The organism is Neisseria gonorrhoeae (genome assembly GCF_003315235.1).
GTDB classification, from domain to species: domain Bacteria; phylum Pseudomonadota; class Gammaproteobacteria; order Burkholderiales; family Neisseriaceae; genus Neisseria; species Neisseria gonorrhoeae.
In genome coordinates, this window is record NZ_QNRU01000024.1 from 9,592 (window position 1) to 29,990 (window position 20,399).

At 54.5% G+C, this 20,399-nt stretch carries 13 protein-coding genes, 1 tRNA gene and 4 pseudogenes; 11 read left to right on the forward strand and 7 right to left on the reverse strand.

The features are described from left to right. Positions 1–875: 875 nt before the first annotated feature. From DFR77_RS09375 to apbC, 5 genes and pseudogenes are all read right to left on the reverse strand, one after another. On the reverse strand, positions 876–1,265 hold the full coding sequence (locus DFR77_RS09375; RefSeq protein WP_003687278.1) for an endonuclease domain-containing protein: 390 nt from the start codon (positions 1,263–1,265) through the stop codon (positions 876–878). A gap of 162 nt (positions 1,266–1,427) precedes the next feature. Continuing rightward, positions 1,428–1,807: pseudogene (locus tag DFR77_RS09380) on the reverse strand (VOC family protein). A 53-nt stretch (positions 1,808–1,860) separates the two neighbouring features. Further along, on the reverse strand, positions 1,861–2,994 hold the full coding sequence (gene carA, locus DFR77_RS09385) for a glutamine-hydrolyzing carbamoyl-phosphate synthase small subunit (RefSeq protein ID WP_113852110.1): 1,134 nt from the start codon (positions 2,992–2,994) through the stop codon (positions 1,861–1,863). 998 nt (positions 2,995–3,992) lie between these two features. Next, positions 3,993–7,140, reverse strand: a pseudogene (gene pilC / locus DFR77_RS09400) (PilC family type IV pilus tip adhesin). An 892-nt stretch (positions 7,141–8,032) separates the two neighbouring features. Beyond that, the gene (apbC, locus tag DFR77_RS09415; RefSeq protein ID WP_113852111.1) at positions 8,033–9,112 is read right to left on the reverse strand and encodes an iron-sulfur cluster carrier protein ApbC; all 1,080 of its coding nucleotides are present in this window, start codon (positions 9,110–9,112) and stop codon (positions 8,033–8,035) included. 217 nt (positions 9,113–9,329) lie between these two features. On the opposite strand from apbC, the gene DFR77_RS09420 reads away from it, so the two are divergent. From DFR77_RS09420 to murU, 5 genes are all read left to right on the forward strand, one after another. Further along, positions 9,330–9,405 (forward strand) — tRNA-Lys (locus tag DFR77_RS09420). 72 nt (positions 9,406–9,477) lie between these two features. Further along, the gene (locus tag DFR77_RS09425; RefSeq protein ID WP_003687293.1) at positions 9,478–9,987 is read left to right on the forward strand and encodes a protein disulfide oxidoreductase; all 510 of its coding nucleotides are present in this window, start codon (positions 9,478–9,480) and stop codon (positions 9,985–9,987) included. A 340-nt stretch (positions 9,988–10,327) separates the two neighbouring features. Next, positions 10,328–10,768 carry a MarR family adhesin repressor NadR gene (gene nadR / locus DFR77_RS09435; RefSeq protein WP_003687296.1) on the forward strand — a complete coding sequence of 147 codons (441 nt, stop codon included), beginning with the start codon at positions 10,328–10,330 and terminating at the stop codon, positions 10,766–10,768. Between the two features lie 114 nt (positions 10,769–10,882). Continuing rightward, positions 10,883–11,383 (forward strand): 4-hydroxyphenylacetate 3-monooxygenase, reductase component, encoded by a 501-nt coding sequence (gene hpaC / locus DFR77_RS09440; RefSeq protein ID WP_003687298.1) that lies wholly within the window; start codon positions 10,883–10,885, stop codon positions 11,381–11,383. Positions 11,384–11,398: 15 nt separating this feature from the next. Continuing rightward, a complete protein-coding gene (murU, locus tag DFR77_RS09445; RefSeq protein ID WP_003687300.1) occupies positions 11,399–12,094 on the forward strand; it encodes an N-acetylmuramate alpha-1-phosphate uridylyltransferase MurU in 696 nt (231 codons plus the stop codon). A 33-nt stretch (positions 12,095–12,127) separates the two neighbouring features. On the opposite strand, the pseudogene DFR77_RS09450 reads toward murU, so the two are convergent. Then, positions 12,128–12,559, reverse strand: a pseudogene (locus tag DFR77_RS09450) (EamA family transporter). A gap of 174 nt (positions 12,560–12,733) precedes the next feature. On the opposite strand from DFR77_RS09450, the gene DFR77_RS09455 reads away from it, so the two are divergent. From DFR77_RS09455 to DFR77_RS13140, 6 genes are all read left to right on the forward strand, one after another. Beyond that, complete coding sequence (locus tag DFR77_RS09455) at positions 12,734–14,410, forward strand: formate--tetrahydrofolate ligase (protein ID WP_003698015.1); 1,677 nt, start codon at positions 12,734–12,736, stop codon at positions 14,408–14,410. Between the two features lie 113 nt (positions 14,411–14,523). Continuing rightward, on the forward strand, positions 14,524–15,615 hold the full coding sequence (gene ychF / locus DFR77_RS09460) for a redox-regulated ATPase YchF (RefSeq protein WP_003687306.1): 1,092 nt from the start codon (positions 14,524–14,526) through the stop codon (positions 15,613–15,615). A 37-nt stretch (positions 15,616–15,652) separates the two neighbouring features. After that, positions 15,653–15,892 carry a hypothetical protein gene (locus DFR77_RS09465; RefSeq protein WP_003687308.1) on the forward strand — a complete coding sequence of 80 codons (240 nt, stop codon included), beginning with the start codon at positions 15,653–15,655 and terminating at the stop codon, positions 15,890–15,892. Continuing rightward, complete coding sequence (locus tag DFR77_RS09470) at positions 15,889–17,763, forward strand: acyltransferase family protein (protein WP_003687310.1); 1,875 nt, start codon at positions 15,889–15,891, stop codon at positions 17,761–17,763. The genes DFR77_RS09465 and DFR77_RS09470 overlap by 4 nt, the downstream gene beginning before the upstream one ends. Before the next feature lie 61 nt (positions 17,764–17,824). Further along, a complete protein-coding gene (gene tyrS, locus DFR77_RS09475; RefSeq protein WP_003692509.1) occupies positions 17,825–19,120 on the forward strand; it encodes a tyrosine--tRNA ligase in 1,296 nt (431 codons plus the stop codon). A gap of 670 nt (positions 19,121–19,790) precedes the next feature. Continuing rightward, positions 19,791–20,117 carry a hypothetical protein gene (locus DFR77_RS13140; RefSeq protein ID WP_249033558.1) on the forward strand — a complete coding sequence of 109 codons (327 nt, stop codon included), beginning with the start codon at positions 19,791–19,793 and terminating at the stop codon, positions 20,115–20,117. 181 nt (positions 20,118–20,298) lie between these two features. Here DFR77_RS13140 and DFR77_RS14700 read toward each other — a convergent pair. Continuing rightward, positions 20,299–20,399, reverse strand: a pseudogene (locus DFR77_RS14700) (opacity family porin); the annotation flags it as partial.

The window sequence follows — 20,399 nt, forward strand, 5'->3', positions numbered from 1 at the left end:
CCACCGGCAACCGAAAAATCTGCCGAAACCCACTCCCTCCCCCGTGGGGGAGGGCTGGGGGGAGGGCATTCTCCGAATGGTGGCAATCTTTCCTAATACCTTCGCCGCCCAAATACAAGCCTTGCGGCTTGTTGCCCTCTCTCTAGCTCTCTCCCACAGGGAGAGAGGACGGGTCGGCTGTTGGGGTTGAGGTTTGCTGCAAGGAAAACAGGTTGTGCAGGTTGCTTTTTATTTTTCAGACGACCTGAAACAACAGCTGCAAATCTAAGTTGCCTTTCAAATCGCCTGCAACCGAAAAATCTGCCGAAACCCACTCCCTCCCCCGTGGGGGAGGGCTGGGGAGAGGGCATTCTCCGAATGGTGGCAATCTTTCCTAATACCTTCGCCGCCCAAATACAAGCCTTGCGGCTTGTTGCCCTCTCTCCAGCCCTCTCCCACGGGGAGAGAGGACGGGGAGGCTGTTGGAATTAAGGGTTTTGTAAACTAATCAGGTTGTGCAGGCTGCTTTTTGCTTTTCAGACGACCTGAAACAACAGCTGCAAATCTAAGTTGCCTTTCAAATCACCGGCAACCGAAAAATCTGCCGAAACCCACTCCCTCCCCCGTGGGGGAGGGCTGGGGGGAGGGCATTCTCCGAATGGTGGCAATCTTTCCTAATACCTTCGCCGCCCAAATACAAGCCTTGCGGCTTGTTGCCCTCTCTCCAGCTCTCTCCCACAGGGAGAGAGGACGGGTCGGCTGTTGGGGTTGAGGTTTGCTGCAAGGAAAACAGGTTATTCAGGTTGCTTTTTTGCTTTTCAGACGACCTTTTTAAACGCTTAATTCAGTTAATTTTACCTTATTATTTTCAAAATCTAATCAAAATCAACCGTTTGCTACCGTGCTGGCTGCTTTTCCAATTCCTGCAATACGCGCAGGATTTCCGCCAGTACATCGTTTGTCTGCTGCAAAATTTCGTGATTCCAAAAACGCAGCACGGTAAAGCCCAAGCTGTTGAGATATACCGTCCGCGCGTGGTCGTATACGGCTTGTTCCGCGTGCTGCCCGCCGTCTGCTTCGACAATCAGCTTGGGCGTTACGCACATAAAATCAACAATATAATTCCCCATCGGCTGCTGTCGGCGGAATTTATAGCCGTTCAGACGGCCTGCCCGCAGGTGTTGCCACAATTTTGCTTCCGCCTCGCTCATTTCTTGACGCATGGCTTTGGCGCGTTGGCGCAGGGCGGGGTTTTCGGCGGTCAATAGTTTCTCGGGCGGGTTCATTTTTGTTATCGGGTTGCTGTTTGTGTAAGCCTTACAGCTTGTTGCCCTCTCTCTAACTCTTTCCCACAGGGAGAGAGGACGGGTCGGCTGTTGGGGTTAAAGGGGCTGCAAGGAAAACAGCTTGTGCAGGCTGTTTTTTATTTTGCATAATCCGTCTGAAAATTAATAACTGCTGATTTCCAGCAGGTTGCCATCGGGATCGCGCAGGTAAACCGATTGGATTTTGCCCATTGCGCCTGTGCGCGCTACGATGCCGCTTAAAGGTTTGATGCCGTGTGCGGATAATTCCTGTAAAACCGTTTCCAGTGGGGCGTATCGGTCAGCAGGCATAAATCCGCTGTGCCGCAGGCGGCGTGTTGCGCGTTAGGCTGAATTTCCGCACCGCGCCCGTGTAGGTTGATTTTCTGACTGCCAAACAACAAAGCTTTACGGTTGTTGCCAAATGAAACTTCTTCCATGCCCAAAACTTGTGTGTAAAACGCGATGGTTCGGTCAATGTCGGCAACAGTCAGTACTAGATGGTCGAGTGCGCTAATTTTCATTTCCAGCTTTCTTTTTCAGACGGCAGCAGCATACTGTTGCCGTCTGAAAATCATTATGCTTGTTTTGCAGCCTTCATATTGCCAATGAATTTGTCGAACAAATAGCCGACATCTTGCGGACCCGGGCTGGCTTCGGGGTGTCCTTGGAAACAGAACACGGGTTTGTCGGTCAGCTCGATGCCTTGCAAGGTATTGTCGAACAAGGATTTGTGGGTAATGCGTGCGTTGGCGGGCAGGGTGTCGGCATCGACGGCGAAACCGTGGTTTTGGCTGGTAATGACGACTTTGCCGCTGTCCAAATCTTGCACAGGATGGTTCGCACCGTGGTGGCTGAAGCGCATTTTCAGGGTTTTCGCGCCGATGGCGAGGCTGATGAGCTGGTGTCCCAAGCAGATGCCGAAAATCGGTTTGCCGCTTTCCATCAGTTTTTGCACGGCTTCGATGGCGTAGGTGCAAGGCTCGGGGTCGCCGGGGCCGTTGGACAGGAACACGCCGTCGGGATTGAGTGCCAACACGTCTTCCGCGCTCGTTTGTGCGGGGACGACGGTCAGGCGGCAGCCGCGCGAGGCGAGCATACGCAGGATGTTGGTTTTCACGCCGAAATCGTAGGCGACGACGTGGTAAGGCTGTTTGTCAGGGGTAACGAAACCTTTGCCCAATTCCCATTCGCCTTCCGTCCATTCGTAAGTTTCCGTGCAGGAAACTTCTTTTGCCAAATCTTTGCCGACCATGCTGCCGAATGCGGCGATGAGTTCTTGCGCTTTTTCAACGGTGGCATCCGCACCTGTCAGAATCGCGCCGCCTTGCGCGCCTTTTTCGCGCAACAGCATGGTCAGGCGGCGGGTGTCGATGTCGGCGATGGCGACGGTTTCGTTGCGTACCAAATAGTCGTGCAGGCTTTCGGAGGCGCGGAAGTTGCTGTGCAAGAGCGGCAGGTCGCGGATAATCAGGCCTGCGGCGTAAACGCTGCGGCTTTCTTCATCTTCGGCGTTGGTGCCGGCATTGCCGATGTGCGGATAGGTAAGGGTAACGATTTGTTTGCAGTAGGACGGGTCGGTCAGGATTTCCTGATAGCCGGTCATCGAAGTATTGAACACGACTTCGCCGGAAGCCGAACCTTCGTAACCGATTGATGTGCCGTGAAATACGCTGCCGTCAGCGAGGACGAGGAGGGCGGGGGTGCTCATGATGGGAATCCTGTTTTTAATAAAATTCTTGACAATGCCGTCTGAAGGGACTTCGGCAGGGGGCATCCGGTCGGAAAAATCCGGTCAAAAAAAAACACGCCGCAGAACAAAACCGCGTAACGTGCTTTTCGGGCAAGTGCCTATACCCTGAAAGCAGCATATTTTAAGACGAAACATACCCGATTTCAAGCGCAAACGCGGCAGGCGGGCTGATATGTTCGCGCGAAAACGGAAATCCGGGGCATAAAACCGCCCGCTCCGCGCCCCCTATGCCCGTTACGCATTTCCCCACGTCCGCCCGGCGAAACTATGGGAATACCCGAACCGTCATTCCCGCGCAGGCGGGAATCCGGACTTGTCGGCACGGAAACTTATCGGGTACAACGGTTTCTTGAGATTTTACGTCCTAGATTCCCGCCTGCGCGGGAATGACGGCATCGGTTTGACGGTATTTAATTGAATTGTGGAAATTGACGGATTCAGTGAGATTGGCGGGATGAAGCCTACCCTATAGCCCGCCTTTTATAGCGGATTAACAAAAACCGGTACGGCGTTGCCCCGCCCCGGCTCAAAGGGAACGGTTCCCTAAGGCGCCCAAGCACCGGGCGAACCGGTTCCGTACCATTCGTACTGCCTGCGGCCCGCCGCCTTGTCCTGATTTTTGTTAATCCGCTATACGGACCCGCCCCCTCCCGAAAAACGCAAAAAATGCCGTCCGAAAACCTTTCGGACGGCATTTTCGCGTGAACCGTCATTCCCACGAAAACAGAAAACCAAAATCAGAAACCTAAAATTCGTCATTCCCACGAAAGTGGGAATCCAGGACTCAGGACCTGAGAAACCTTTTTACCCGATAAGTTCCCGTACCGACCGGTCCGGATTCCCGCCTGCGCGGGAATGACGCGTTTCATTTGCCGCCCCCTCCCGAAAAACGCAAAAAAATGCCGTCCGAAGACCTTTCGGACGGCATTTGCGGAAAAACCGGCCGCGCAGGCGGGTCAGAAGAAGACTTCACGCCAGCTTAAGCGTTTGATACCGCACATCGGACCGGTAATATCCAAGCTGTCCAAATCGTTCATCAGCAGGGTGCGCACACCTTTTCCGGAGAAGCACCGGTTATTGCGGGCGGGTTTTTTACCCTCTTTGAATGTTCCGCTGCCGCCTGCATCACCGTCTGCCGTGACGGGGAAATCGTCTGTTTTCTTTTCGTCCAGGTAGCGCACATTAACCGGTTTGTCGTAAACATATCCGTTCGGGCAGACGGTTTTGCCGTTTTTCCACATACAGCCTATGGGGATGGACTTGCCGTTCATTTTCTGATGGCCGGAATATTGCGCAACCTGGTTATCCGGCACAATCGGGCGCGCGCTTCTCGGAGTCAATGCGCCGCCGTCGGCGGTATTGATGCCCAAAATGGCGGTTTGCGCGCCGCATTTGTCATTACCCGTATAGCTGCGGATGGTGACAAAGGCGGTACGCAATACCACGGTCGGTTTGACGGTAACGCGCTGTCCTTCCTTCAGCTTCACTACCCACCCCTTACTGCCCGAACCGTCGGATTTCTTGTTCAGGAATAAGGTTTTATTTTCCTCACTAAGCACTTGCTCGAGCAGCCCGCCTCCCGTGCCGTTTGTTACCTTTACATTAACCGTCGGCTTATCGTCGTCAAAGATACCGTAAATATATTGTGGATTCGTACCGACTACATCCTCTTCACTCAAATCGCTGCCCGTGCCGAAGATGACCACGCGTTTGTCTGCCAGTCGGGAAACGGCGGGCGCGGAGGTAATCGGCTTCCCGCCTTCGAAAATAGTGCTTACAGACCATTTACTAGGATCGGAATTGCTCAAATCAAAGCGGTACATATTGCCGCCCCGGTCGCCGGCATAGGCGATATCGACCGTGCCGTCCAAATCTTTATCCACCAGCGTGGGGGACGAAAGCCCGCCTTTGCCGTCATTCACTTCGATTTTTGTAATCGGCGTACCTAAGGTGTCTTTCAAATCATATACATACAGCGCGGTTTTATTTTCTTGGCTGGCAATATCTTTAGCCGCATAACCGGAGGCGAGGAAGGCGGCGTATTTGCCGTTGCGGATTTTGCCGATTTGCGGCGTACCGACGGTGTAGCCTAATTTCACGCGATTACTGTCATTCTTATTGTTATTGTTATTTTTGTCGTTTTGGACATCAAACATGGAAACGCCGACCGGGTTGCTGTCGATTTTGGTCAAATCCAAGGCGTATGCGCCTCTGCCGCCCAGGCCCATCGCACCAAACATAAAGAAATGTTTTTGCTTGTCTTGGTCATCTGTAATGCGGCGCAAGACAAAGCCGCCGTCCACGCCGTAGCGGTCGCCCACATAGCCTTGTTCGGCAAAGGTGCGCAGCTCTTTGGCGAGGGTGGAGTCTTGGTTTTCAATATCCTTACGCTCCATCGTACCCGGGATGTAGCTGAGCTTCAGTTCGTAGCCTCGTTGGTCTGTGCCGTTTCTTTTAAACAGGTGCACCATCCCGTCGTTCGCGGCGGTTGCCAAATACCCGCCGACCGCGACAATCGGGCTGTTGACGATGTCGCCCAAATCGCGGGGTTTGTCATTGTCATCTTCTTTTGTGCGGATGCGGTATTTTTGGCTGTATTGTTTTTTGCCGTTTTGTGTTTTGCTGTTTGGTTGGTTGAATGTTTTAAATATATCGTCATTACCGTAATACCGGGCCGTCCAAGGCAGCAGTATGTTGCTCCACTCGTCGACCTCAGGTGTGACGAGCCTGTCCTTGTAGATGCCGAAAGTGTCGTTTTTGCCGTCATCGCCATTAAAACCCGCGACCCGGCCGCCGTTCTTGCCCGGGTTGATCTTGTACACGCCGCCCGGCAATCGGATGACGGTCTGCCTTGAGTTGAAATTCGGCTCGCGGCTTTTGATATCCCGCGCATTCAAAGCGGCGAGGGAATGCCGGCCGGGCCGGGCGGGGTCGGTTTGAGTTTTCAGCTCTTGGAGGAAGATGCGGCTGCTCGAACTGCCGGGGTAGGTGGAAACCGAAGCGGAATACATCTGCACCTTGCCATTTTGCACAGGGCCGAACCACAGCGCGGGGGCGGTCAGTGCCGGCGAAAGGGGTTTGGCCTTGAGATTGGGGTGGGCGGCGTTGGTGCAGCGCCCGGCTTTGACTTCCGGCAGGCCGAGCTTGACCGGAATCTGCCCGTTATCTTTAATGTCCCACTTAGACCAAAAATTTAGCCAGCCGGCAAACCCCGTATTTTGTGTCTTCACATCGATGCTCGGCTTCAAGACACCCAACTGCACTGTTTTGCCGGTGATATCTTTAATCTTTTTTTTGTCCAGCAGGTGCAGCTTGGCGTTCAGATAATAGGCCACGGCGGTACTTTCGCTCTGCCAGTTGCCCAAGGAAATATCGCGGCCTTCCGTGGTATAGACGAGGTTGTTATTACTATTCGTTTCATTAAAAGAAGATATCAATCTGCTGGATGATCTGCCATCTTTGGCGGTACCCTCGGCGCCCAAATTGAAAGACACGCCCAACCATGGATGATCTTTCAATTTGTAAATGGGCGAATTTTCGCGGCTTGGCTCTGTGTGCCTATCCAGCAGCCCGCCTCCTGTTTTTGCCAAGTCGGGATTATCGAAGGAAAATCGGGTTTTATAGGTAAGTTTGGGACAGTCTCGGGCATGTCCGCAACGGATACCGGTGTAGGCGTAGCCTGCCAGCCCGGCCCGGGTGGTATGAATCCAATTGACGGCATTGCCGCGCTTGTTCAGCTCGGCGGTATCAAAACCGGAAACCTTGCCGTAGGGCGGCAGGTAGGTGGCTGTGCCAAAAACGGCAGTACCGCTTTGTCGGGAAACAAGGGTATCGGTATTGTCGAATGAGATAAAATTGCTTTGTTGACCCGACCAGTATTTCTGGTTCGTATAGATAAATTTGCGTTCCCCGTCTTTTTCCCTTAATTGTGATTTTTGATATTGCCCATCCCACTTTACCTCGGGCTGCTTTCGCTCGTTCATGATAATAGCGTATTTATGGGTTTGCGCCATCGCCCCCCCCCCCGCCGGTATGGGAAAACATCAAGATGGCGGCATAAAGCGCGGTATGGCGGAAAACCTGCCTTTTCAAAGTTTTATTCATCGTATTTCCTTTTCGGTTGAAACCCCGCCGCTCGGACATCCGTCCTTCGGGGCGGCAGGATCAGGCTTTGTCCGGGAGGGGTGCAAGCCCTTCCGAATCAGGGCGGCGCCTTATGTGCCGCCCTGTGTGTTGGAACATATTTTATCCCTTAAATCTTGCTTCGCGGGATACCGTCGGCGGCAGGCGCGCCGCAAACGGCGGGATTCGGCAAACCGCCCGATCCCGCGCCCGCCGGATTGCCGGTTGCAAAGCCCCCTTCGCCCGGCTGCCAAAGGGGGATGTTCGCAAAGGTAACACGCCCCTTTGGCCGGATGCAATGTATAGGGTTGCCGCATCATTCTATCCTTGCGCGCTTATCCATGGTACAGCGGTTTTCGGCAATCCGCAACCGTTTGCCCGGCCCGCCATTGCCGCCTGCGCGGCAATGGCGGGCCGGGGAGGCGGCATTCTTCAAGTTGCGGCAACCTTTCCCAACAACTTAACCGCCCCAATACAAGCCTTGCGGCTTGTTGCCCTCTCTCCAGCCCTCTCCCACGGGGAGAGAGGACGGGGAGGCTGTTGGGGTTAAGGGTTTTGTAAACTAATCAGGTTGTGCAGGCTGCTTTTTGCTTTTCAGACGACCTGCATCAACGGTTGTAAATCCAATCTGTTTTTCAAACCGCCTGCAACCGCAAAACCTGCCGCAATCCGCTCCCTCCCCTGTGGGGGAGGGCCGGGGAGAGGGCATTCTCCAAGTTGCGGCAACCTTTCCCAACAACTTAACCGCCCCAATACAAGCCTTGCGGCTTGTTGCCCTCTCTCTAGCCCTCTCCCACGGGGAGAGAGGACTATGAAGCCCGCCGGCAGGCGCGGGGCTTCAGACGGCATTGCTGCTGCGGTTTCGGGCGCGGCTTTATTCGACGACAATTTTAGGGAACCGGCTGCTGAAGTCTTTGCCTTTGTCGGCAATGCCCAGGGCGATTTGGAATGCGGCATCGGTGTAGATTCGGGCGATGGCGGGGTGTTCGTCGAACAGTTGCGCCGGTGTGCCGCCGTCCATGGCTTCGCGTACGGGCAGGCTTAGGGGAAGCTGTCCGAGCAGGGGGACGTTGAGGCGGGCCGCCAAATCTTTGCCGCCGTCCGTGCCGAACAGTGCTTCGCTGTGCCCGCAGTTGGAGCAGATGTGGACGGACATGTTTTCCAATACGCCCAAAATCGGAATGTTGACCTTGCGGAACATATCCACAGCCTTGCGCGCGTCTATCAGCGCGATGTCCTGCGGCGTGGTTACGATGACGGACCCGGTTACGGGGATGCGTTGGGACAGCGTGAGTTGGATGTCGCCCGTGCCGGGGGGCAGGTCGATGAAAAGATAGTCCACTTCGTCCCACTCGCTTTGGAACATCAGCTGCTGCAAGGCTTGGCTGACCATCGGCCCGCGCCAGACGACGGCTTGGCCGGTATCGACTAGAAAGCCGATGGACATGACCTGTATGCCGTCTGAAGATTCGACGGGAATGAGTTTTTGGTTTTTCTGATCGGGTTTGCGGTCGTCCACGCCCAGCATCGTGGGCTGGCTCGGGCCGTAAAGGTCGGCATCGAGCACGCCGACGCGCGCGCCCATCCGCGCCATTGCGGCGGCAAGGTTGGCAGTGGCGGTTGATTTGCCCACGCCGCCTTTTCCCGATGCGACGGCGATGATGTTTTTCACGCCTTTGATGGTGGCGACGCCGGGCCGGACTTTGTGTGTGCCGATTTCGGTGTCTATGCCCAAGTGGATGTGCGCGCCGCCTGTTTCGGGCATCAGGGTTTCTTGTACGGCATCGGCGAGGGCGGCGGCGATGTGCGCGACAGGGAAGCCGAAATGCAGGGCGATGTGGATGCCGTCTGAACGCTGTTCGACCGAACGGACGGCCTTTTCGCCGCCGAGCGTGCGTGCCGTATTCGGAACGGCGACGGTGTCGAGGAGGGTGCGGATGTTTTGTATATTCATGATGTGTGCCTCTGTTCGCAAGTCGTGTGAGGGGAAGATAGACGGAAAGTGTACATGATTTCGGGCGGTTTGCTTTTCCTTGTGCGAACTTTTACACGGTATGCGGCGGATTGTGAAAATCCGTTGCCAAAATATCCCGTGCAAACAGTGGCCTGCAATTAAGCCTGTAAAATTTGCTTGACGGCGGGGAACGGGGCTGTATAATGCACGGCTTATCGGGTCGTTAGCTCAGCCGGTAGAGCAGCGGACTTTTAATCCGTTGGTCGAGCGTTCGAATCGCTCACGACCCACCAGATAACCGGAAGCCAAGTTTCGAGACTTGGCTTTTTTGTTTGCCTGCCGGGGCGTACCGTTTGCGGGGGTGTATGAAAAAGAAACTGCTTTCGGGCATCAAATTTGCCGTTCGGACGGCATTGGTGTTTTTGCTGGTGTCGCTGTTTTTGGATTGGGTACGCAAGCCCGACGAACCTGCCGGGGCGGCAGGGCGGCCTTTGACCCTGCTGTCGGGGCAGCGGCTGACTTTGGGACAGTTTAGCCGGGATAGGACGGTGCTGGTGTATTTTTGGGGAAGCTGGTGCGGCGTGTGCCGTTATCAGTCGCCGATAATCGATGATTTGGCGGCGGACGGCGTGCCGGTCGTCGGTGTGGCGGTACGTTCCGGCAGCGCGTCCGAAGTGGCGGCATATATGGCAAAACGGGGCTTGGGCTTTCCGACTGTCAGCGATGAGGACGGGGGTTTGGCAAGGTCTTGGCGGATTGCCGCAACGCCTGCCGTCGTTTTGGTCAAAAATGGGAAAATGGTCCGCTATACGACGGGAATCAGCAGTTATTGGGGCTTGCGCGCACGAATTTTTCAGGCGGATTTTTTCGGTTAACTTTTGTTTTTGTCAAACTTTCCGCTATGTAGAGAATCAAACGGCATATGCCTTGCGCGGCGGATGCGGCGGCTTTTGTTTTTTGGGAAAGAGCCGGCGCGCCTGCCGATGTAATCCCTTGTTGTGATTGTGGGAAAAATAGATTAAAATATAACTATTAAAATATTTTCAGATAGGATTATCGGAATTAAAGTCTTTTATACCCGGTCGTCCGATGAGGTTTATAGCGTATTGTTGCTATATGTTCGTTTTGTTATATAACGGTTGCATCAAAAATTACGCCCACAGGCTTTCCCGACGGTTTGAAAGTTTGATTTTCGATAACTTGGAGACTTAAACAATGCCTACCCAATCAAAACATGCGTCTATCAATATCGGTCTGATACAGGCAAGGGAAGCCCTGATGACCCAATTCAGGCCTATTCTGAATCAGGCGAATATTACCGATCAGCAATGGCGGATTATCCGTCTTTTGGCGGAAAACGGCACATTGGATTTTCAGGATTTGGCGAATCAGGCGTGCATTTTGCGCCCCAGCCTGACCGGTATCCTGACCCGCCTTGAAAAAGCGGGGTTGGTCGTCCGCCTGAAACCTTCCAACGACCAACGGCGCGTTTATCTGAAGCTGACTTCCGAGGGCGAGAAGCTGTATGAGGAAATCGGCGAAGAAGTGGACGAGCGTTACGACGCTATCGAGGAAGTGCTGGGCCGCGAGAAAATGCTGCTGCTTAAAGACCTGTTGGCAGAACTTGCCAAAATCGAGGATGCGTTGAACTCGTAATACGCCGTAATGCGCGGAAACGTCCGACCGACGGCTTTTTGAATCAGAACTGCTGCACATGGGGGATGCCTTGTGTGCAGCATTCTTATATAGGGGACGGTTTAAAGGGGAAAAATGGCGGATTTGCAGAAAACTTTTCAAACTTCGTTCCGTGATGCGATGGCATCCTGTGCGGCAGGCGTTCATGTCATCACGACAGACGGTGCGGCAGGGCGTTACGGCATTACAATGACGGCGGTTGCGCCGGTTACCGACGAGCCGCCGACCGTGATGCTGTGCATAAACCGGAGTGCGCGAATCATTCCGATCCTGTCGGAAAACGGCAGCCTCTGCATCAATATGCTGGCGGACGAACATCAGGATGTTGCCGAACATTTTGCCGGGCTGACCGGCCTGTCGCCCGAAGAGCGGTTTGCCTACCATATTTGGCATCGCGGCAAAACGGGACAACTTGAAATAGAAGGCGCGTTGGCGCACCTGCACGGGCATATTGTCGGCAAACATGAAATCGGCACGCATTTTGTGTTTTACGTCAGGCTCGACGAAATCAAAAACTGCGGGTGCAAACGCCCCGCGCTGCTGTATTTCAGACGGCAGTTTAGGCCTTTAGACTGATATTCGGACAGATATATGAAAGCGATGATACTGGCGGCAGGACGCGGCGAGCGTATGCGCCCTTTGACCGACACCACTCCGAAGCCGCTGCTCGATGTGGCGGGTAAGCCTCTAATCGGTTGGCACTTGTGCCGTCTGAAGCAGGCGGGGTTTACCGAAATCGTCATCAACCACGCTTGGCTGGGTCGGCAGATAGAAAATGCTTTGGGCGACGGCTCGGCTTATGGCGTGAACATCGCCTATTCGCCCGAACCCGCAGGCGGTTTGGAAACGGCAGGCGGCATCGCGCAGGCATTGCCGCTGTTGGGTGGGCAGCCGTTTTTGGTGGCCAACGGCGACGTGCTGACCGACATTGATTTTACCGCCGCGTTTCAGACGGCATCGTCCCTGCCCGGGCACATTTCCGCACATTTGTGGCTGGTGGGAAATCCCCCGCACAACCCCGACGGCGATTTTTCCCTGCTGCCCGACGGCAGCGTGCGGCCGGAAGTATCCGGCGGCAACGGACTGACATTCAGCGGCGTGGGTATTTACCGTCCTGAAATGTTTGACGGAATCGAAGCGGGCAGTGTGGCAAAACTCGCGCCCGTATTGCTGAACGAAATGCGGCAAAACCGCGTGAGCGGTCAGAAGCATACGGGCCTGTGGCTGGATGTCGGCACGGTATGCCGTCTGAAGGAAGCGCAAGCCCTTGCAGCGGCTTGGAAGTGAAAACTCGGTTTCAGGCGGTATGGCGGATTCGGTTTAACGTTTCAGTGCCAACGTCAACACGCCGCCGTAACCAGCCCCAAGTCTATCCATTCCTGCGTGTTCGGGCGTTCGTCTAAGAAAATCACCGCCATCAGCGCGACCAAGACCAGGCTGAATTTGTCGACGGGCGCGACTTGCGGGGCGTTGCCCAGTTGCAGGGCTTTGAAGTAGGCGAGCCAAGATGCGCCGGTGGCGAGTCCGGACAAAATCCAGAAACGTCCGGTTGCGCCCCGTGAAGCCGTTTACGCCCTGCCATTTGCCGGTGTAGGTCAAAAACAATACCAAGGCGGCGAGGATGACCAAGGTGCGGATAAAGGCGGCGAAATCCGAATCTATGCCCTGCAAGCCCATTTTGGCGAAAACGGCGGTCAATGAGGCGAAGCCTGCCGATGCCAATGCCCAAAACAGCCATGCGTTGCTGCCCATGTTTTCTCCTTGGATTGTGAACAATATGAACGGTATTTTTGTTGCTGCGTCAAAAATTTCACTGCGGGTTTGGTGCGGATAACGTTATAATATGCCTGATATTATTTTCAATCCACCTGTTTGTCGCCTGATGCTTTCAGACGGCATGTCCCTCCTCATTTCTAAAGGAAAATCATGAGCTTCAAAACCGATGCCGAAACCGCCCAATCCTCCACCATGCGCCCGATTGGCGAAATTGCCGCCAAGCTGGGTTTGAACGTTGACAACATTGAGCCTTACGGTCATTACAAAGCCAAAATCAATCCTGCCGAAGCGTTCAAGCTGCCGCAAAAACAAGGCAGGCTGATTTTGGTTACCGCCATCAACCCGACTCCGGCGGGCGAAGGCAAAACCACCGTAACCATCGGTTTGGCGGACGCATTGCGCCATATCGGCAAAGACTCTGTGATTGCTTTGCGCGAGCCTTCTTTGGGTCCGGTGTTCGGCGTGAAAGGCGGCGCGGCAGGCGGCGGCTACGCGCAAGTTTTGCCGATGGAAGACATCAACCTGCACTTCACCGGCGACTTCCACGCCATCGGTGCGGCGAATAACCTCCTCGCCGCCATGCTCGACAACCATATCTACCAAGGTAACGAGTTGAACATCGACCCCAAACGCGTGCTGTGGCGGCGCGTGGTCGATATGAACGACCGCCAGTTGCGCAACATCATCGACGGTATGGGCAAGCCTGTTGACGGCGTGATGCGTCCCGACGGCTTCGACATCACCGTCGCCTCCGAAGTGATGGCGGTATTCTGCCTTGCCAAAGACATCAGCGATTTGAAAGAGCGTTTTGGCAATATTCTCGTCGCCTACGCCAAAGACGGCAGCCCCGTTTACGCCAAAGATTTGAAGGCACACGGCGCGATGGCGGCATTGCTAAAAGATGCGATTAAGCCCAATTTGGTGCAAACCATCGAAGGCACTCCGGCCTTTGTACACGGCGGCCCGTTCGCCAACATCGCCCACGGCTGCAACTCCGTTACCGCAACCCGTCTGGCGAAACACCTTGCCGATTACGCCGTAACCGAAGCAGGCTTCGGCGCGGACTTGGGTGCGGAAAAATTCTGCGACATCAAATGCCGCCTTGCCGGTTTGAAACCTGATGCGGCAGTCGTCGTGGCGACTGTCCGCGCCCTGAAATACAACGGCGGCGTGGAACGCGCCAACCTTGGTGAAGAAAACCTCGAAGCCTTGGCAAAAGGTTTGCCCAACCTGTTGAAACACATTTCCAACCTGAAAAACGTATTCGGACTGCCCGTCGTCGTTGCGCTCAACCGCTTCGTGTCCGACTCCGATGCCGAGTTGGCGATGATTGAAAAAGCCTGTGCCGAACACGGCGTTGAAGTTTCCCTGACCGAAGTGTGGGGCAAAGGCGGCGCGGGCGGCGCGGATTTGGCGCGCAAAGTCGTCAATGCCATCGACAACCAACCTAATAACTTCGGTTTCGCCTACGATGTCGAGTTGGGCATCAAAGACAAAATCCGTGCGATTGCCCAAAAAGTGTACGGCGCGGAAGATGTCGATTTCAGCGCGGAAGCGTCTGCCGAAATCGCCTCGCTGGAAAAACTGGGCTTGGACAAAATGCCGATCTGCATGGCGAAAACCCAATATTCATTGAGCGACAACGCCAAACTCTTGGGCTGCCCCGAAGGCTTCCGCATCGCCGTACGCGGTATCACTGTTTCCGCCGGCGCGGGCTTCATCGTTGCGTTGTGCGGCAATATGATGAAAATGCCGGGCCTGCCGAAAGTTCCGGCTGCCGAGAAAATCGATGTGGACGAACACGGCGTGATTCACGGCTTGTTCTGAACGGTTTTTGAAACCGGATGCCGTCTGAAGCCGTTTCAGACGGCATTTTTGCAGGATGCTGGAGGCGGTATGCTATAATTCTCCGTTAAATTTCTCTATTTTCAGGAAAAACCATGAGTTTGAAATGCGGCATCGTCGGTTTGCCCAACGTCGGCAAATCCACCCTTTTTAACGCGCTGACCCAATCGGGCATCGAAGCGGCAAACTATCCCTTCTGCACCATCGAACCCAACGTCGGCATCGTTGAAGTGCCCGACCCGCGTATGGCGGAGCTGGCGAAAATCGTCAATCCGCAAAAAATGCAGCCCGCCATCGTCGAGTTTGTCGATATTGCCGGCTTGGTTGCGGGCGCGAGCAAAGGCGAAGGCTTGGGCAACCGGTTCCTTGCCAACATCCGTGAAACCGATGCCATCGTCAACGTCGTGCGCTGCTTTGACGACGACAACATCGTCCACGTTTCCGGCAAAGTCGATCCGATTGCCGACATCGAAACCATCGGCACCGAATTGGCGCTTGCCGACTTGGCAAGTGTGGAAAAAGCCATCGTCCGCGAAGAAAAACGCGCCCGATCAGGCGACAAAGACGCGCAAAAACTAGTCGATTTGTGCAAAAAACTGCTGCCGCATCTGGACGAAGGCAAACCCGTGCGTTCCTTCGGTTTGGACGCGGAAGAACGCGCGCTGCTGAAGCCGCTGTTCCTGCTGACCGCCAAACCTGCGATGTATGTGGGAAACGTTGCCGAAGACGGTTTTGAAAACAACCCGCACCTCGACCGCCTGAAAGAATTGGCGGCAAAAGAAAACGCCCCCGTCGTTGCCGTCTGCGCCGCGATGGAGAGCGAAATCGCCGAATTGGAAGACGGTGAAAAAGCCGAATTTCTCGCCGAAATGGGCTTGGAAGAACCGGGCTTGAACCGCCTCATCCGCGCGGGTTACGACCTTTTGGGACTGCAAACCTACTTTACCGCCGGCGTGAAAGAAGTCCGCGCGTGGACGATACACAAAGGCGACACCGCGCCGCAAGCCGCCGGCGTGATCCATACGGATTTTGAACGCGGCTTCATCCGCGCCCAAGTGATTGCCTACGATGATTTTGTCTCGCTCGGCGGCGAAGCCAAAGCCAAAGAAGCCGGCAAAATGCGCGTGGAAGGCAAGGAATACGTCGTGCAGGACGGCGACGTGATGCACTTTTTGTTTAACGTGTAACCCAAATGCGGCAGGTTTTCAGACGGCTTTGCCGGAAATGCCGTCTGAAGCCGGTTTTGGTGGTTTTCGACGTTCCCATACTGCCGGAATGCAGCCGCATCAAAATAAAATCCCGCCCGCATTTCCGATTTGCCCTCCCCGATTCCTGCAAAACAAACCGCCTGCCCTGCCGTTACGGGAAGCCGTCCGGTATTCCGAATATCCCGAACCCCGATACAAAATGACCTTTCAGACGGCATTTGCACAGCCCGCCGCGTTTCAAGTAAAAACATTATGAGCCAAGCCTTACCCTACCGCCCGGACATCGACACATTGCGCGCCGCCGCCGTCTTGTCCGTCATCGTGTTCCATATCGAAAAGGATTGGCTGCCGGGCGGGTTTCTCGGTGTCGATATATTCTTTGTGATTTCAGGCTTTTTGATGACGGCGATCCTCCTTCGCGAAATGTCCGGGGGGCGTTTCTTCCTCAAGACATTTTATATCCGCCGCATCAAACGGATTTTGCCCGCATTTTTCGCCGTATTGGCGGCAACGCTGGCAGGCGGCTTCTTTTTATTCACCAAAGATGATTTCTTTCTTTTGTGGAAATCCGCGCTGACCGCCTTGGGTTTCGCCTCCAACCTGTATTTTGCAAGGGGGAAGGATTATTTCGATCCCGCGCAGGAAGAAAAGCCCCTGCTGCACATCTGGTCTTTGTCGGTCGAAGAACAATTTTACTTTGTCTTTCCGATATTGCTGTTGCTTGTCGCCCGCAAAAGCCTGCGCGTACAGTTCGGCTTCCTCGCCGCATTGTGCGCCTTAAGCCTTGCCGCTTCCTTTATGCCTTCCGCGCTCGATAAATATTACCTGCCCCACCTGCGCGCCTGCGAAATGCTGGTCGGATCGCTGACCGCCGTGCGGATGCGGTACCGGCAACAGCGGAATCCCGCCGTCGGGAAACGGTATGCCGCCGTCGGCGCATTGTTTTCCGCGTGCATACTGTCCGCCTGCCTGTTTGCCTATTCGGAACAAACCGCCTATTTCCCGGGCCCCGCCGCCCTGATTCCCTGTCTGGCTGTTGCCGCGCTGATTTATTTCAACCATTACGAACACCCGCTTAAAAAATTTTTCCAATGGAAAATCACCGTTGCCGCCGGTTTGATTTCCTATTCGCTTTATCTGTGGCATTGGCCGATATTGGCCTTTATGCGCTATATCGGCCCGGACAACCTGCCGCCTTATTCGCCGGCGGCAGCGATCGTCCTGACCCTGGCGTTTTCCCTGATTTCTTATCACTGCATCGAAAAGCCGTTTAAAAAATGGAAAGGCTCGTTCGCACAATCCGTTTTATGGATTTATGCCTTGCCTATGCTCGTTTTGGGCGCGGGCTCGTTTTTCGCGATGAGGCTGCCGTTTATGGCGCAATACGACCGCTTGGGGCTGACGCGTTCCAACACCTCCTGCCACAACAATACCGGCAAACAATGCCTGTGGGGGGATACGGAAAAACAGCCGGAACTGCTGGTTTTGGGCGACTCCCACGCCGACCATTACAAAACATTCTTCGATGCCGTGGGCAAAAAAGAAAAATGGTCCGCCACTATGGTTTCCGCCGACGCCTGCGCCTATGTGGAAGGCTACGCGTCCCGTGTGTTCCAAAACTGGGCCGCCTGCCGCGCCGTTTACCGCTATGCCGAAGAACACCTGCCCCGGTATCCGAAAGTGGTTTTGGCGATGCGCTGGGGCAGCCAGATGCCCGAAAACAGCCGCTCCCTTGCCTACGATGCCGGTTTTTTCCAAAAATTCGACCGTATGCTGCACAAACTCTCATCCGAAAAACAAGCCGTTTACCTGATGGCGGACAACTTGGCTTCGTCTTACAACGTCCAGCGCGCCTATATCTTGTCTTCACGCATACCGGGTTGCCGCCAAACACTGCGCCCGGACGACGAAAGCACCCTGAAAGCCAATGCCCGCATCAGGGAATTGGCAGCCAAATACCCCAACGTCTATATTATTGATGCCGCCGCCTATATCCCCGCAGATTTCCAAATCGGCGGATTGCCGGTTTACTCGGACAAAGACCACATCAACCCTTACGGCGGCACAGAATTGGCGAAGCGTTTTTCCGAAAAACAAAGGTTTCTCGATACGCGCCATAACCATTGATTCGCTTAAATTTGTTACAATCGGCGGTTTGCAAAACCGCTAATTTTTTTGAAAGAGACCGATGAGCGTCATCCAAGACCTGCAATCGCGCGGCCTTATCGCGCAAACCACCGACATCGAAGCCTTAGACGCTTTGCTGAACGAACAAAAAATCGCCCTTTACTGCGGTTTCGACCCGACAGCCGACAGCCTGCACATCGGACACCTGCTGCCCGTATTGGCATTGCGCCGCTTCCAACAGGCGGGGCATACGCCGATTGCACTGGTGGGCGGCGCGACCGGTATGATCGGCGACCCCAGCTTCAAAGCCGCCGAACGCAGCTTGAATTCCGCCGAAACCGTTGCCGGCTGGGTAGGAAGCATACGCAGCCAATTAACCCCTTTCTTGAGCTTTGAAGGCGGAAACGCCGCCATTATGGCGAACAATGCCGACTGGTTCGGCAGCATGAACTGCCTCGACTTCCTGCGCGACATCGGCAAGCATTTCTCCGTCAACGCCATGCTGAACAAAGAATCCGTCAAACAGCGCATCGACCGCGACGGCGCAGGCATTTCCTTCACCGAGTTCGCCTATTCCCTGCTGCAAGGCTACGACTTCGCCGAGTTGAACAAACGCCACGGCGCGGTTTTGGAAATCGGCGGTTCCGACCAGTGGGGCAACATCACCGCCGGTATCGACCTGACCCGCCGCCTGAACCAAAAACAAGTGTTCGGTCTGACCCTGCCTTTGGTTACCAAATCCGACGGTACCAAATTCGGCAAAACCGAAGGCGGCGCGGTGTGGCTGAACGCGAAAAAAACCTCGCCGTACCAGTTCTACCAGTTCTGGCTGAAAGTCGCCGATGCCGATGTGTATAAATTCCTGAAATACTTTACCTTCCTGTCCATCGAAGAAATCGATGCCATCGAAGCCAAAGACAAGGCAAGCGGCAGCAAGCCCGAAGCGCAACGCATCCTCGCCGAAGAAATGACCCGCCTGATTCACGGCGAAGAAGCCCTTGCCGCCGCGCAACGCATTTCCGAAAGCCTGTTTGCCGAAGACCAAAGCCGGCTCACCGAAAGCGACTTCGAGCAGCTCGCCCTCGACGGCCTGCCTGCATTTGAAGTTTCAGACGGCATCAACGCCGTCGAAGCCTTGGTCAAAACCGGCTTGGCAGCGTCCAACAAAGAAGCGCGCGGCTTTGTCAACGCCAAAGCGGTTCTGCTCAACGGCAAACCGGCTGAAGCCAACAACCCCAACCACGCCGCCGAACGCCCCGACGATGCCTATCTGTTGATAGGCGAATACAAACGTTTCGGCAAATACACCATCCTCCGGCGCGGCAAACGCAACCACGCGCTTTTGGTTTGGAAATAATCCGATTGCCGCAGAAATGCCGTCTGAAGCTTTCAGACGGCATTTTTATCAAATGCAAAACACCCTGCGCCTGCCGATATGTCGTCATTTCCATGCAGGCGGGAATTCAAACTTGTCCGCACGGAAACTTATCGGGCAAAACGGTTTCTTCAGTTCTACGTTCTAGATTCCCGCCTGCGCGGGAATGACGGTTCAGTTGCTACGGTTACTGTCAGGTTTCGGTTATGTTGGAATTTCGGGAAACTTATGAATTGTCATTCCCGCGAAAGTGGGAATCCAGGACTCAAAATCTCAAGAAACCGTTTTGCCCGATAAGTTCCTGCACTGACAGATCTAGATTCCCGCCTGCGCGGGAATGACGGGTTTCGAGATTGCGGTGTTGTCGGGAATGATGGAAAATGGCGGGAATTGTGTAAAAAATGCCGTCTGAAACCGTTGGAAGCATCGTAAACGTTGGAGTCGATGAATCGGTGGGCTTCAGTCCGCCATTCCCATCAATCCAACATTTCTACCGTTTTCATCGAATCCATCGAATCCGCCCCTTTCGACAATCTGACCCTATGCAACCGAACCGTCATTCCCACGGAAGTGGGAATCTAGGACGCGGGGTTTCAGTCATTTCCGATAGATTCCCGCCGCGTCAGGGGTCCGGATTTCCGCCTGCGCGGGAATGACGGGTTTCGAGATTGCGGTATTGTCGGGAATGACGGGTTTCGAGATTGCGGTGTTGTCGGACGGGTTTCAAGATTACGGTGTTGTCGGGAATGACGGTTCGGGTATTTTACTGCGCCCGCCCCGCGCCTGTAAACGGCGGGCGCGTCAAAAATGCCGTCTGAAGCTTTCAGACGGCATTTTTATCAAATGCAAAACACCCTGCGCCTGCCGATATGTCGTCATTTCCATGCAGGCGGGAATTCAAACTTGTCCGCACGGAAACTTATCGGGCAAAACGGTTTCTTCAGTTCTACGTTCTAGATGCCCGCTTTCGTGGGAATGACGGTTCAGTTGCTACGGTTACTGTCAGGTTTCGGTTATGTTGGAATTTCGGGAAACTTATGAATTGTCATTCCCGCGAAAGTGGGAATCCAGGACTGAAAATCTCAAGAAACCGTTTTGCCCGATAAGTTCCTGCACTGACAGATCTAGATTCCCGCCTGCGCGGGAATGACGGGTTTCGAGACTACAGGTGTTATGCCAGCACCATGGTAGGCGGTAAGAGTACCTGTTATTTTTTTAGTCGAATCGATGCCGTGTCTGACGTGTCCGTAGGCGACGCGCA